Source organism: Flavobacterium artemisiae (assembly GCF_042678225.1).
Lineage (GTDB): Bacteria > Bacteroidota > Bacteroidia > Flavobacteriales > Flavobacteriaceae > Flavobacterium > Flavobacterium artemisiae.
In genome coordinates this window covers 207406-221621 of the sequence record NZ_JBHUDZ010000001.1, presented here as the reverse complement: position 1 = coordinate 221621, position 14216 = coordinate 207406, and the positions used below count along the sequence as shown (strand labels likewise).

Annotated in this window: 18 protein-coding genes; 13 read left to right on the top strand and 5 right to left on the bottom strand. The window is 32.6% G+C overall.

Annotation, left to right across the window (positions count from 1 at the left end; all coding sequences use genetic code 11):
• Positions 1-200 precede the first annotated feature (200 nt).
• The 3 genes from ACFSC2_RS01015 to ACFSC2_RS01005 all read right to left on the bottom strand — a co-directional run bounded on the left by ACFSC2_RS01015 (position 201) and on the right by ACFSC2_RS01005 (position 2714).
• Positions 201-1493 (bottom strand): aminopeptidase P family protein, encoded by a 1293-nt coding sequence (locus ACFSC2_RS01015; protein ID WP_379817389.1) that lies wholly within the window; start codon positions 1491-1493, stop codon positions 201-203.
• Positions 1494-1791: 298 nt separating this feature from the next.
• The gene (locus ACFSC2_RS01010; protein WP_379817388.1) at positions 1792-1986 is read right to left on the bottom strand and encodes a bacteriocin; all 195 of its coding nucleotides are present in this window, start codon (positions 1984-1986) and stop codon (positions 1792-1794) included.
• Between the two features lie 320 nt (positions 1987-2306).
• Positions 2307-2714: a helix-turn-helix domain-containing protein gene (locus ACFSC2_RS01005; protein WP_379817387.1), complete on the bottom strand. Its 408-nt coding sequence runs from the start codon at positions 2712-2714 to the stop codon at positions 2307-2309.
• 174 nt (positions 2715-2888) lie between these two features.
• On the opposite strand from ACFSC2_RS01005, the gene ACFSC2_RS01000 reads away from it, so the two are divergent.
• From ACFSC2_RS01000 to ACFSC2_RS00980, 5 genes are read left to right on the top strand one after another with little or no spacing between them, the layout of a single operon-like run.
• Entirely contained in the window at positions 2889-3587 is a 699-nt protein-coding gene (locus tag ACFSC2_RS01000) for a hypothetical protein (RefSeq protein ID WP_379817386.1), read from the top strand.
• Between the two features lie 24 nt (positions 3588-3611).
• Positions 3612-3989: a nuclear transport factor 2 family protein gene (locus ACFSC2_RS00995; RefSeq protein ID WP_379817385.1), complete on the top strand. Its 378-nt coding sequence runs from the start codon at positions 3612-3614 to the stop codon at positions 3987-3989.
• A gap of 17 nt (positions 3990-4006) precedes the next feature.
• Entirely contained in the window at positions 4007-4612 is a 606-nt protein-coding gene (locus tag ACFSC2_RS00990; protein WP_379817384.1) for a hypothetical protein, read from the top strand.
• A gap of 42 nt (positions 4613-4654) precedes the next feature.
• Positions 4655-5266 (top strand): hypothetical protein, encoded by a 612-nt coding sequence (locus ACFSC2_RS00985; RefSeq protein ID WP_379817383.1) that lies wholly within the window; start codon positions 4655-4657, stop codon positions 5264-5266.
• 3 nt (positions 5267-5269) lie between these two features.
• The gene (locus ACFSC2_RS00980) at positions 5270-5707 is read left to right on the top strand and encodes a GNAT family N-acetyltransferase (protein WP_379817382.1); all 438 of its coding nucleotides are present in this window, start codon (positions 5270-5272) and stop codon (positions 5705-5707) included.
• 75 nt (positions 5708-5782) lie between these two features.
• Here ACFSC2_RS00980 and ACFSC2_RS00975 read toward each other — a convergent pair whose 3' ends face one another.
• On the bottom strand, positions 5783-5989 hold the full coding sequence (locus tag ACFSC2_RS00975) for a bacteriocin-like protein (RefSeq protein WP_379817381.1): 207 nt from the start codon (positions 5987-5989) through the stop codon (positions 5783-5785).
• A 111-nt stretch (positions 5990-6100) separates the two neighbouring features.
• Between ACFSC2_RS00975 and ACFSC2_RS00970 the strand changes: the two genes are divergently transcribed.
• The 4 genes from ACFSC2_RS00970 (at position 6101) to ACFSC2_RS00955 (ending at position 8357) form a co-directional block, all read left to right on the top strand.
• Complete coding sequence (locus tag ACFSC2_RS00970) at positions 6101-6841, top strand: LytTR family transcriptional regulator DNA-binding domain-containing protein (RefSeq protein WP_379817380.1); 741 nt, start codon at positions 6101-6103, stop codon at positions 6839-6841.
• A 101-nt stretch (positions 6842-6942) separates the two neighbouring features.
• Positions 6943-7494, top strand: a complete 552-nt coding sequence (locus tag ACFSC2_RS00965; protein WP_379817379.1) for a hypothetical protein — start codon at positions 6943-6945, stop codon at positions 7492-7494.
• A 238-nt stretch (positions 7495-7732) separates the two neighbouring features.
• Positions 7733-8104: a hypothetical protein gene (locus tag ACFSC2_RS00960; protein ID WP_379817378.1), complete on the top strand. Its 372-nt coding sequence runs from the start codon at positions 7733-7735 to the stop codon at positions 8102-8104.
• Between the two features lie 73 nt (positions 8105-8177).
• A complete protein-coding gene (locus ACFSC2_RS00955) occupies positions 8178-8357 on the top strand; it encodes a hypothetical protein (RefSeq protein WP_379817377.1) in 180 nt (59 codons plus the stop codon).
• Positions 8358-8498: 141 nt separating this feature from the next.
• Here ACFSC2_RS00955 and ACFSC2_RS00950 read toward each other — a convergent pair whose 3' ends face one another.
• Positions 8499-9860: a hydroxymethylglutaryl-CoA synthase family protein gene (locus ACFSC2_RS00950; RefSeq protein WP_379817376.1), complete on the bottom strand. Its 1362-nt coding sequence runs from the start codon at positions 9858-9860 to the stop codon at positions 8499-8501.
• Between the two features lie 356 nt (positions 9861-10216).
• Between ACFSC2_RS00950 and ACFSC2_RS00945 the strand changes: the two genes are divergently transcribed.
• The 4 genes from ACFSC2_RS00945 to ACFSC2_RS00930 all read left to right on the top strand — a co-directional run bounded on the left by ACFSC2_RS00945 (position 10217) and on the right by ACFSC2_RS00930 (position 14161).
• A complete protein-coding gene (locus ACFSC2_RS00945) occupies positions 10217-10882 on the top strand; it encodes a succinate dehydrogenase cytochrome b subunit (RefSeq protein ID WP_379817375.1) in 666 nt (221 codons plus the stop codon).
• A gap of 15 nt (positions 10883-10897) precedes the next feature.
• The gene (locus tag ACFSC2_RS00940; RefSeq protein WP_379817374.1) at positions 10898-12898 is read left to right on the top strand and encodes a fumarate reductase/succinate dehydrogenase flavoprotein subunit; all 2001 of its coding nucleotides are present in this window, start codon (positions 10898-10900) and stop codon (positions 12896-12898) included.
• Between the two features lie 41 nt (positions 12899-12939).
• Positions 12940-13686 (top strand): succinate dehydrogenase/fumarate reductase iron-sulfur subunit, encoded by a 747-nt coding sequence (locus ACFSC2_RS00935; protein WP_194140466.1) that lies wholly within the window; start codon positions 12940-12942, stop codon positions 13684-13686.
• Between the two features lie 235 nt (positions 13687-13921).
• Positions 13922-14161, top strand: coding sequence for a hypothetical protein (locus tag ACFSC2_RS00930; protein ID WP_379817373.1), 240 nt, complete (start codon positions 13922-13924; stop codon positions 14159-14161).
• Positions 14162-14216 lie beyond the last annotated feature (55 nt).

Below are 14216 nucleotides of genomic sequence, written 5' to 3'. Positions count from 1 at the left end.
TGATAGAATTTTATATGTTATTGGTATAAAAGCTCCAGCGGAGCGACATATTTTTTTCACAAAGTTATGATGTTTCACTCCGCTGGAGCTCTTTTGCATTCGCAAGATTAAATTTCTATAAATATTTTACCCCGCTGGGGCTTAAAAAAGAATACTGATATAAAAAAAGCTGTCCAAAAATAGTGGACAGCCTTTGTTATTTATTCATTCATCAAAGTTTCGATCTCGTCAGCTTCAACAGGAATGTTTCTCATTAAGTTGAATGGTTCTCCTTTTTCCTGAACCACAACATTGTCTTCTAAACGGATTCCGAATTTTTCTGCTGGAATATAGATTCCTGGTTCAACCGTAAAAACCATATTAGGTTTCATTGGTTCATGAAGTAATCCGTAATCGTGCGTGTCAAGTCCCATGTGGTGAGAAGTTCCGTGCATGAAATACTTTTTGTAAGCAGGCCATTCTGGATTTTCGTTCTGAACATCGGCTTTGTCTAATAAACCTAAACCAAGAAGTTCCGAAGTCATGATTTTACCCACTTCAACATGATATTGTTTCCAAAGTGTTCCTGGCGTAAGCATTTTTGTAGCTTCGTTTTTCACTCTTAAAACCGCATTATAAACCGCTTTTTGACGATCAGAAAAACGTCCTGAAACTGGAATTGTTCTCGTCATATCGCTAGAATAATTGGCATATTCGGCAGCAACGTCCAATAAAATCAAATCTCCAGCCTTACATTGCTGATTGTTTTCGATATAATGTAAAACATTTGCATTGTTTCCAGAAGCAATAATTGGAGTATAAGCAAAACCTTTAGAACGGTTACGGATAAATTCGTGAGCTAACTCAGCTTCAACTTCATACTCCGTAACATTTGGTTTTACGAATCCTAATAATCTGCGGAAACCTTTTTCTGTAATATCACAAGCATGCTGAATCAAATCGATTTCTTCGCTTTCTTTTACAGAACGTAATCTTTGTAAAATTGGGTTGCTTTTTGCAACATTGTGTGCTGGATAACGTTCTTTCCACCATTTTACAAAACGAGCTTCACGTGTTTCTGTTTCAACAGTTGCACGGTAATGTTCGTTCGTATTGATGTACATTGTATCAGCGTATGTCATCATTTCGTTCAAAACTTTATGAAAATCTTGTAACCAATAAACAGTTCTAATTCCAGAAACTTGAAATGCACGTTCTTTAGTCAATTTTTCACCTTCCCAAACTGCAATATGATCGTTTGTTTCTCTCAAGAAAAGGATTTCTCTCTGGCTTTCGTAAGGCGCATCTGGAAACAAAAGCAAAATACTTTCTTCCTGATCTACACCGCTCAGATAAAAAATATCTCTGTGTTGTGCAAAAGGCAAAGTACTGTCGGCACTAATTGGGTAAATGTCATTTGAATTGAAAACGGCAACAGAATTAGGTTTCATTTCTGCCATGAACTTTCTGCGGTTTTTTACAAAAAGACCACTGTTTATTTGATGATATTTCATAATTATTTCATTTTTGAACTTCGAATTTCAAAATTACATATTTTAAATATATCGCGGAAAATTGATTTATTAAAGTTTTCTTATTTGTTCGGATTTTCCTCTCGCAGATTTTGCACGTTGAGCAGATAATTTTTATTTTCAAAATCTTGCCATTTTTGAGGAACGAGGAAAACTTCCAGGGAATAAGGAATTTCTACATCAAAAATAAAAATATAGAAACTTTGATCAAACATTTAAAAAAAAGAGAGAGTCTGGCTTTGACTCTCTCTCGCTTGAAATGATAAATTTTGTAGATATATTATGGTAAATATTCCATGCAAATACTATCATCTGCTCTTTTGTATAAATACCATCCACATATATTTCTCCCATAATAAGAAACTTCGTCGCCCCCGCACATAGGATACGGTACACATTTTACAGCGCCCCCGTTAATTGATTTCAATTCTTCTTTTGTCAGTTTTTGTTTTAATAGTTCTTGGAAATTTTTCATAGTGGTGTTTTTTGATTTTCCTACTCTTAAGTTTTTCGGATACGACTTTGATAAAAATACAAAATATTTCCTAAATAAATACTTACAAAAGTGAACATTGTAAGTGTTATTATTTTTTTATGGCTCAATTGAGGAATTGGGTTTAAAAAAATCTTGGGCGAGATATTAACGAAGAATCTTTGTAAGAAACTCCGAAAAAAAATCGTCAATCTTTGTCAAATTACTAGTGTGATTTCTCCTTACGTCGAAATGACAAACTATACGGACATAAAAAAACGAAGCCTTATTGGCTTCGTTTTTTCTTTTTTATATAATAAATTTTATTTCTCTTTAAGCAACTTCTCCAAAAGCGCCACTTTCTCTTTTTCAGCTTGAATTAACTGTTGGTAAAGTTTTTTGTTCTCTTCGTATGATTCAATAAGTTTATCTAGAGGATTAAAAGTACATCCCAAATTGACTGCGGAAGATGAAGAATCATTATAAGTGTTCCCAATTATATTAAAAACAGCTTCATCAGAAAAGTTTTTAATAGCTTCGGCAGAAACACCCAAAACTTCTGCAATTGCATTTAATTTTTCGTCATCAACAGTTTCGCTTCCTTCAATATTAGAAATAGTTTGCTGACTAACGCCAATGGCAATTGCAAGCGCTTCCTGCTTCATATCTCTAAGCTCTCTGATTCGGCTAATATTTCTGCCGACATGTTTTGTTTTTAATACTGTGCTCATAATTCAAAGATATTTAAAAATCTTTTATGTTTTTAGTTTCTGTACAAAACAAGATTATTCTTATGAGATACATTTTTCTAAAAAAATGATTCTATAAAAATACAATTTTTCTGACTATTGAATTGGTTTTGAATTTAGAATTGTGTAATCTTGATGAACTAATCCTTTTTATTAATGAAACTCAAAACTATACTCTTATTTTTAGTTTTAATAATTTTTGTTGGCTGTCAAAAAGAATCTTTTGCTTCGATACATTTAAAAGTGAATTTTGAAGATCCGACAAACAAAGAACTTCCTAGAATATACTGGATTTCAATTTTTAAAGATGAGAAACTTTTTAAAAGATACGGCCGATTTGAAAAACCCTACATTGAAAAAGAAATCGTAATTGATAGCTTATCTAATGGAAACTACAAATTTGTGTACGAGAATTTTCTAAATCAACAAATGCAGAAAACTATTGAAATATCTGAAAGCAAGATTTATGCGATTTCAATTCATCCAGATTATTCTAAGTATACCGACTTTATTAATGAGTCGTTCGTTAAGAATTTAAAGGAAAATGAGAAAGTCGAATTCAGTTTTGAAAGTCTAGGCTGTTTTCATTCTGCAGAAAATAAAGTTGAAATACTTAGAAAAGAAGAAAAATATTATTTTATAACCAGAGGAATAACAAAAAAACTCAGTGCAGAGGAATTAGATGTGATTATTAAAATGGAATGTGAATTAAATCTTTTGCAACGTGGAGGCTGTACAACAAAAGATCATTACACTATAAAATTTGAAAATAAGAAAAAAGAATATTTTGATAGAACTTGTGCTTGGCATGGCTGGGAAAATATGTTTAAGCAAATTAATTTGAAGGAAAAATAATTAATACTAGTAATACACAATTCAATGATTCATATAGAAAAAATCATCAAAAATTACATCGAAGGTTACAACGAATTCAATATCGAAAAAATGATAGCCGATTTTAACCAAGATATCATTTTCGAAAATGTAACAAATGGAGAAGTAAACATGTCTTTAAATGGAATAAAGGAATTTAAAGAACAAGCTGAGCAAGCTAAAAGTTATTTCTCAAGCCGAACACAAACGATTACTGCTTTCAATCATTCTGAATCTCAAACAGAAATAGAAATCGATTATCAGGCTGTTCTGGCAATGGATTTCCCTAACGGAATGAAAAAAGGAGATGAATTAAATTTAAAAGGGAAATCTGTTTTTGAATTTTCTGGTAACAAAATCTCAAAATTAACTGATTTAAGTTAGGTGAGAATACAGATAAAATGAAAGGACTATTAATTGAATGCAAAGGAATAGAAACCGATTATTTTTATATTCCTCCTTTTAATGTGAGAGAAGGTGATTTTGTCGTGATTCGATTGGATAACCATGCTGTTTCAACATATGTAGAAGAAAAACTAATCGCGATTTTTACGGGAAAAGAAAAACATGAAAATGTTACAATATACAAACCGTATACTTTTGTAAAACATTTTAGAGAATCAAGGTTTAAAGACAGGTTTTTCCCCGCAACTGTAGGCGAGTATTTATCTAAAAATGCTAATCCAAAAAGTGAATTTGCCAGCAAAATTTATGAAATTAATTGGATTAATAAAAAAACACACATTAATAGATTAGAAGGAAATAACCGGAAATTGATTTCATTGTATTCTGTATTGTCAAAAACAAATAATATTATTTTTGATTTGGCCGCACAAGACTGGGAAGGAATGGAACACGCAGCTAAAATTGTAAAAGACGAAATCGAAGATAATGGATCGGCAATATTGTTTGATTGGACGGATGATTTAAAAAACTTTAGTACAAAATACATTAAAATTGAGTGGCTGATAGATTTGGATGAGTTGAGGAAGATATTGAATTACTAAGCTGATCTATACATAAAATAAAGCATAATTTGTTGATTGTAAATGAACACCGAAAGCATAAAAGTATTAAGAAATAAAATTTCAATTCCTTTAAACAAAGCAATTGAACTTCTTAAAAAGAATAATGGTGATGTCTTACTTGCTGAAGAGAATTTTCACAATGAAAATATTATCGAAATTTGTAAAACGACCGATTGTGATAGAGAAACAGCAACAAAAGAATATCAAATTTGTAATTATGATGTGGTTAAAGCGGTTGAAAGAATTAATCAAAAACCGGTTAGAATTGGAACAGGGAAATTTTTAGATTCAAAAATCGGTTTTATTTTATGGCCTGAAAATGAAAATGGAGAGTTCTATAAAACCGAAAAAAGAAATGATGCTTTTATTGCAACAGAAGATTTTGATTTGGTCTTAGAAATTTTTGAATCTGTTTTTCCAATGCAAAATCCGTGGAATAATACAATCGAAGATCAATTTGACAGCACTGGAAATAATTTTTTCGATATCAAAACTGGTTTGCTCATTCTGCAAAAAATAAGCGAAATAAAAAGTAACGATTCGGAAGAAAATCGTTTTCTGGGAGATCTTATTGAATGGTTTAAAGATAAATTAAGTTATGCGGATTATATTGTAGTTTATGGTAATTTGTAAGTGATGCAATCAAATATCAAAATAAGAAAAGTAGAAAAGCAAGATTTAGATTTTGTCTACAAATCAATATGTGAACTCGAAAATGATGTTTTTGATTTTGAAGTTTTCGAAACGATTTTCAATGAAAATATTTCAAACCCAAAAAATGTATATTTAATTGCTGAAAGTGAAAATGAAAGTTTGGGTTTTATTACATTTCATATTCAAAATTTACTGCATCATTGTGGTTTAGTCGGCGAAATTCAGGAATTTTTTATTGATAAAAATCATCGAGGAAAAGGCGTTGGCAGAAAACTAGTTGCTGAAATTTTAAAATATGCTGAAGAAAATAATCTAAAAAGCATAGAAGTAACAACAAACAAAAAGCGAGTAGAAAACGTAGCTATTTATGAAAATCTAGGTTTTACTTTGAGTCATAATAAGTTTACGATTTCCAAGTAAAATTTACATAGCAAAAGACTAATGTAGAAAAACTGCTATTTGTTAATAGCAGTTTACTAAAATGTTCAGTATGTTTTATGACGCTCCATATTCCATACATGTACTATTTGTCGCTGTTTTGTATAGGTACCAGCCACATGAGTTTATGGTGTAAAAAGTAACTTCTTGACCATTACATAAAGGAAATGGAATGCAGTCTGCACTACCACCATTAATTGATTTTAATTCTTCTTTTGATAATTTTTTTAGATTTTTGATAAAAGATAGTTTTTGGGTTTTCATACTATATAGGTTTTTGAGATACTACTTTGATAAAAATACAAATTATTTTAAATAAATACTTACAAATTGTTATTGTTTTAATATTGGATATAGATAATTGTTGAAAAAGAGATGAAAGAATTAAATCCCAAAATAAAATATCATCTAATAGTAGGTTTGCTTATAGGTCTATGGCTTTTTGTTTTCGCTTTTATCATAAAACCTTTTGACGACGGAACTTTAAATTTTAAATCTTGGCTTTTGATCAGTTTAGGATTTAGTTTGATTGCGTTTGTATGTTATGGAGTTCTTTCGGTTCTTCAAAAAACGATTTACGACAAAGTTTCAAATTGGAGTGTCACTTTAGAAATATCTAGTATTCTCTTTTTTTACCTTATTTATTTGATTGGAGTTTATGCTTATTACAAAAGTTCAATTCTAAACGGAGGATATAGTTTTACAGAGTTTTTTGGTATGATTTTTATAAAAGTCGCGCTGATTTTAACTCCGGTAATTATCCTTGCAAGAAGATATTTATTGAAATTAATTCCGATAAAAGATGATTTTATAATATTTAGAGGAGAGAATAAATTAGATGTTTTAAAAATTAACAAGGCCGATATGGTTTGCATTTCAAACGCTCAAAATTATGTTGAGATTTTTTATATCGAAAATGATAAACTTCGGTCAAAATTAATTCGTTCCTCACTCAAAAAAGTTCAGAAAGATTTTGAGTTTTTAGTACAAATTCATCGTTCGCATTTGATAAATCCGTCGCATTTTAAATCTTGGAGAAACTCAAATACGATTATTTTGACGCAAATGGAACTTCCAGTTTCTAAAAACTATAAAGAAGCGCTGTTGGCTTTGTAAATTTCGTACCTAAAACCATGCATTTTGTACCAAAGCCAATAAAATAAAGCTTTTAGAAAAGGTTTCATTTTAGTTTTGCTTCATCAATTTTAAAACAAATTATGAAAACAAAACATTTTTGCCTGATCGGATTACTATTTTTTCTTACTAGTTATTTATTCTTTTCGAAACTTTTGCCAAGTTTAAACGAATCGATAGATTTTGCACATTGGTTTAATTTAATTGGGGCTTGTTTTTTGCTTTCTTTTAATGATGTCTTTCCCAAAAAAAGCATAAATAAAATTGCTTCTGTATTAACTATTTTAGGTGTTATTGCACATATCGGACTCTGTACAATCGATTTTATAATGTCAAGTTACGGAAATAACGAAATCGCAAAAGAGGCATTAAGTCATCAAATTACAATTTCACCATTTATTTTTTATCCGTTTATAGTTGTTGGTCCGTCTTTACTTTTTCTAGGTTTGGCACTGCATGCATTTGCTTTTATCAAAACCGAAACGGTAAAATCTTTGATGGTAATTTTGGGTTCGGTTGCTGTTGGATTTTCTTTTTTTGCTTTGAAAAATGGAATTTTAATGCTTTTGAGTTGTGCAGTTTTTTGTTTAGGATTAGGATTGTTTCTTCTTAATCAGGAAAAAGAAAACAAATAAGCACAAAGTTTGTCATTCCGAGGAACGAGGAATCTTCGTTGGTAATTCCGCAAACAGAATCGATAATCTTTGGCGAGCTACTTGTGAAGATTGCTTCGCCAGTTCGCTATCGCTCGTGTCCTCGTTCCTCGGAATGACAAAAATGATGTCAAGACCTTAGGGAAAAGTTTGTATGTGATTGAAATTACAAAAGAAAGAACTAATATTGTAAAGAAATGCTTCATAAACTGAATAAGATTTGAAAAACCATTTAAAATACCTGCTTTCTCTTTTCGCAGCCTTGCTTGTAATGGCAGGCGATGGTGTTTTGTATTCTCGATCTAATTCTCCAGAATATTATCAATCTTCTTTTGTTGTTTCACGAAAAGAAATAGATCTTAAAAATCTTCGCGTTTACGTTTTTAATCAAGTTAAAAGAGAGGGGAAAACTTTATTCCCGATAGTTTTAACGTATTTCAAGATTAACGAAATTTTTAGTCTTCAAATTCCAATTATTCTAAAAGTCTGTAAAAATCTTCGTCAAAATATAACTTCATTTATAAATCAATTGGTTTTTGTAAATGAAATAACTACTTCTGGTAACTTCAAGAAAAGTTTATACATCGCTTAAGAAAGTTCTTTCTAAGCATTGTGCTGTTATGGCACAAGATGATTCATAATGTCTAATCATTTATCATTTTAAAATGTATAAACAAACTTATAAAAAAGGTTTAGAGCAATCTAAGCCACGACTTCATTGGTTAAAACGAAAATTAATTTTAATTATGACCGCTTTCATGCTCGGAATGGCAAACGGAATGCATACTGAAGATACCAGAATTAAAGGCAATCAAAATTATACCGAACAGCATAAAAAGGATTGATGTTTTCTTAACCGCAAAGCACGCAAAGGTTTTTTATTTAAGTTATTAAATAAAAACGCAAAGTTCGCAAAGCTTTATCAATAAAAACTTTGAGAACCTTGCGTAAATCTTTGCGTTCTTTGCGGTTAAATATTAAGTAATTTAATCAACCCATTTATAATAACGCGCCCCAATCAAAACAGGAATCTCTTTTTCGATTCTATCTAAAATCCATTCTTGTTTAGGAGTTCTCACGCTTTGTTTTTGTTCTTTTTTATGAAGACTTTCATACGTATTGAAATCAATTTCTACGCTTTCCGCTAAATTTTCAAAAAGCTTCACATTTGCTAAAGCTGATTTCCATTCTGGCTGAATCGTTCCTTCAAAAACTTTCGATTTAGATCCGCTTCCGTAAGCTAGAAAACCGAATTTTTCTCCAGCTACTTCTTTATTTGTATCGTGGAAATGAGCCAAAGTAGATAATAATCCCATGAAAATGGAACCTGTATAAAGATTTCCAATTAAAGATGAAGCCAATTCAGCAGGCTGTAATTTCTCGGTTACAAAACTTCTGTAATCATCAGATTTTGCTACTTCTTTAATTTTAGTCTGATAATCTGCAGGCGCAATATCATCGGCAATAATTTTTTCTGCACTATCTAAAGCATAAATTTCAGACAACATTCTTCTTCCCTGGAAAGAATATGGCAAGTGCATCACAATGCTGTGCCAAGTATTGTATAAAGTTTCGGTAGTGTTTTTTAATTTTTTGAATGAAAAGTAAGCATTACGCGTACGATCCATATAACATTGATTCGAATATTGACCGTCAAAAACCGGTTGGTCTTTGTGGATTTCGATTTCAGCTTCTAAATTGTCAAACCAAGAATCGTTGTTTGTATTTTTAGTAATTTCTTCTTTAGAAATAGTTCGGTATGGTTTGAAGAAATCAAAAACACCTTTTGTGCTTGTTGCCCAATTGTCATCAAAAGCAATGATTTTCGGGTTTGCAGTAATTAACATTGCAACAGCTCCAGCACCTTGTGTATATTCGCCACCTGAATTTAAATCATACTTTGCAAAATCAGAAGTAACTACAATCGCTTTTTTCGTCGGATTCAATTTTACAAAATCCAAACAATTTTGCATCGCGTCAACACCGCCGATACAAGCAAAAGTGAAATCGACAACATCACATTCTGCCAGTGAATCTTCGCCAAATTTTTGCTCCATTAAACTTATTAAATAAGAAGCAATTGGTTTCGAGCTGTCAATACCGCTTTCAGTACCAACATAAATTCGGCTTATTTCTTTTAGGTTTATTTTGTTATCGCTGATAAGCTTTGTTAAGGCGTTTGCTCCAAAAACTACAGCATCTTGGTGGACGTCTGGGAAGGTCATTTTTAGTAATCCAAGACCTTTTTCTAATTTTTCTGGTTCAATATTTCTGGCAGTCGCCAAAGTTTTTATGGGTAAATGTATGTTTGCTACATCAAATGAAATAGCATCAATTCCTGTTTTCATTCTTAATTTTTTGAGCCGATAAAGGTAAAACTATGTTATGGACTGACAATTTTTTGCTTTAATAAAATTTATAGGGCGAGACACTTTTGAAGAAAACAAATCAAAACTTTGAATAAAATAACAATATGATAAATTTTTGGTAATCTACTTAGAATTGAGTTTTCTCAGAAATGCTTAAAAAGCAGGTTTTTAAAAATCCTATAATGAATTATTTTTTATTTGTTTTCTTTTTGTACGTAAAAATACGTAGAATGGCTCTATTTTAAAATCATTATAAATAACAGCGAAATGGTTGTAGTTCTTTTGTAATTGAGTTATTTTTGTCTAATTTTTTAAAACAAACTACTTAAACACTTATGGCACAATCTGCACAGTTGAATGCTTCCATCTTAAAGAAAGTAGCTATGGCTCTTTCGGGAATATTCTTAATCACGTTTTTAGCGCTGCATGTTTCCTTAAATTTTATTTCTATTCTAAGTGAAGACGTTTTCAACGAAGCTTCTCACTTTATGGGATACAATCCGCTGATTCAGTATGTAATGCAGCCAGTTTTGGCATTTGGGGTGATTTTCCACTTCGTAATGGGATTTGTACTTACAGCACAAAACAGCGCGGCAAGACCAATTGCATACGCTAAATACAACGGAGCTGCAAACGCTTCTTGGAGTTCTAGAAATATGATTATTTCTGGATTGGTTATTTTAGCTTTCTTAGGATTGCACTTTTATGATTTCTGGTTTCCTGAAGTTAGCTACAAATATATAGCAGGAACGGCGCCGGATGCTACAAGATATTATGGTGAGTTAGTTCACAAATTTCATGACCCAATCCGTACAGGATTGTATTGTGTTTCTTTTATCCTTTTAGGGTTTCACTTATGGCACGGGTTTGCATCTTCTCTTCAATCAATGGGAATGCACAACAAATACTCTAGATTTTTGGCAAAAGTTGGTTACGGATTCGCAGTTGTTGTTCCGGCCGCTTTCGTAATTATCGCATTATTTCATCATTTCAACCAATAATTAATATCAATTATAATGGCATTAGATTCAAAAATTCCAAATGGTCCTATAGCGGATAAATGGACAAATTATAAAGATCATATTAATTTAGTAAACCCGGCTAATAAACGTAATTTAGATATTATCGTTGTTGGTACAGGTTTGGCTGGAGGTTCGGCTGCGGCTACTCTAGCAGAGTTAGGATATAACGTAAAAGCATTTTGCTTCCAAGATTCACCACGTCGTGCGCACTCTATTGCGGCACAAGGGGGTATCAACGCAGCAAAAAACTATAAAGGAGACGGTGACTCAGTTTACAGATTGTTTTACGATACTGTAAAAGGAGGTGACTACCGTGCACGTGAGGCAAACGTTCACCGTTTGGCTGAAGTTTCTGCAAATATTATTGACCAATGTGTGGCACAAGGGGTTCCATTGGCTCGTGAATATGGCGGACTTCTAGATAACCGTTCTTTTGGAGGAACTTTGGTTTCTCGTACATTTTACGCACAAGGACAAACTGGACAGCAATTATTGTTAGGAGCTTATTCTGCAATGAACCGTCAGATTGGTCGTGGAAAAATCAAAATGTACAACCGTCACGAAATGCTAGACATTGTAATCGTGAACGGAAAAGCGAGAGGTATTATCGCTCGTAACTTAATCACAGGAGAAATCGAAAGACATTCTGCTCACGCAGTAGTAATTGGTTCTGGAGGATACGGAAACGTGTTTTTCCTTTCAACTAATGCTATGGGAAGTAACGCAACAGCAGCTTGGAAAATTCATAAAAAAGGAGCGTTTTTCGCAAATCCTTGCTACACACAAATTCACCCAACTTGTATTCCGGTTTCAGGAGATCACCAGTCTAAATTGACTTTGATGTCTGAATCGTTACGTAATGACGGACGTATTTGGGTTCCTGCAAAATTAGAAGATGCTCAGGCTATTCGTGAAGGAAAGAAAAAAGCAACAGATTTATCTGAAGCGGATAGAGATTATTTCTTAGAAAGAAGATATCCTGCTTTTGGTAACTTAGTACCTCGTGACGTTGCGTCTCGTGCGGCTAAAGAAAGATGTGACGCTGGTTTTGGAGTTAACAAAACTGGAGAAGCAGTTTATTTAGATTTCGCAGCAGCAATCAAACGTTACGGAACTGAAGATGCTTATGTAAAAGGTTTAGACGATAAAGATACTGCTCTTGTAACTAAATTAGGAGCTGCAATCGTGAAAAGTAAATACGGAAACTTATTCCAAATGTACTACAAAATCGTTGATGAGGATCCTTATACAACTCCAATGATGATTTACCCAGCGGTTCACTACACAATGGGTGGAACTTGGGTTGATTATAACTTAATGACTACAATTCCTGGATGTTTCTCAATTGGAGAATCTAACTTCTCTGATCACGGAGCAAACAGACTTGGAGCTTCTGCTTTAATGCAAGGTTTAGCTGATGGATATTTCGTATTGCCTTATACTATCGGAGATTATTTAGCTCCGGATATTAAAATGGGTGAAATCTCTACAGACTTACCAGAATTCGTTGAAGCTGAAAAAGCGGTTGTAGATCAAATTAATAAATTTATCAATAACAACGGTAAACATTCTGTAGATTATTTCCACAAAAAACTTGGAAAAATCATGTGGAATAAAGTAGGTATGGCTCGTAACGCTAAAGGTTTAACTGAAGCTATCGAAGAAATTGCTGCTTTACGTGAAGAGTTTTATAAAGATGTAAAAGTGCCAGGAAGCGCTAACGAATTTAATCAGGAATTAGAAAAAGCGACTCGTGTTGCCGATTTCTTAGAATTAGGAGAATTGTTCGCGAAAGATGCTTTACACCGTAACGAATCTTGTGGAGGTCACTTCCGTGAGGAATACCAGACAGAAGAAGGAGAAGCACTTCGTGATGACGATAACTTTGCATACGTTGCAGCTTGGGAGTACAAAGGAAAACCAAGTGATGCTGTATTACACAAAGAACCTCTTAATTACGAAAACATTAAATTAGTTCAAAGAAGCTACAAATAGTATTTTGAATACTGATTCATAATACTTAAAACTGATACAAAATGAAACTTACATTAAAAATATGGCGTCAGAAAAACGCCCAAGATAAAGGAGGGATTGTAGAATATCCTATCGATGGAATCGAACCAGATATGTCTTTCCTTGAAATGCTTGATGTTCTTAACGAACAATTAATCAACAAAGGAGACGAGCCTGTAGCATTTGACCACGATTGTCGTGAAGGAATCTGCGGAATGTGTTCTTTATTCATCAACGGTGAAGCACACGGACCAGACAGAGGTGTTACAACTTGTCAATTACACATGCGTATGTTCAAAGATGGTGATACGATTTTTATCGAGCCATTTAGAGCAAAAGCTTTCCCTGTAATTAAAGATTTAGTTGTTGATAGATCTTCTTTTGACAGAATTCAACATGCAGGAGGATTTATCTCTGTAAACACTTCAGGAAATACAATTGATGCAAATACAATTCCAGTTCCTAAAGACGACGCAGATAAATCATTTGATGCTGCAGCTTGTATTGGTTGCGGGGCTTGTGTTGCAACTTGTAAAAACTCTTCAGCAATGTTATTCGTTTCTGCAAAAGTTTCTCAATATGCATTATTACCACAAGGTAAAGTTGAAGCGACTGACCGTGTATTAAACATGGTTCACCAAATGGATTTAGAAGGTTTTGGTAACTGTACAAATACAGGAGCTTGTGAAATCGAATGTCCAAAAGGAATTTCTCTTGAAAATATCGCGCGTATGAACCGTGAATATTTAGCAGCAAGTTTGAAAGGATAATCAAAATCCAATCATCATATTAAAAAACGCATTCATTAATTTGGATGCGTTTTTTGTTTTAATTATTTTTTTGTTGGAAAATATTAAACACCTTATAAATCAAATATTCGATAACAGGTGTAGAATGTTCTTTTGTACATAAAAAAACTTATTGTGAAACAATAATGTCTTTTAAGGGAAGATGGGTTGGTTTAAGTTGTTCTAAATTTAAGGAATAACTTAAACAGCCAAAATTATGATTAATAGTAAATTCTCAGAACAGGTTCATATTTCAATAAGTTCCTTCGATAAAAACGTTATTTATTATGATTTGAAGCTTTCGCAGAAAATGGCCGATCATCATTATTTTTCCTTTACCTGGCAATATACAGGGAAAGCTATCATTGATCCTGAAGATCAGGAAAAAGCAATCAGCAGATATATAGGCAGTGAAGTAATTTTTACCTTCAAAGTCAACGGAATCAAACTGATGTAAAAGGAATTATTGAAGGATTAAAATCTATTGATCTTCACGGCAGCCCGGCTGGGCT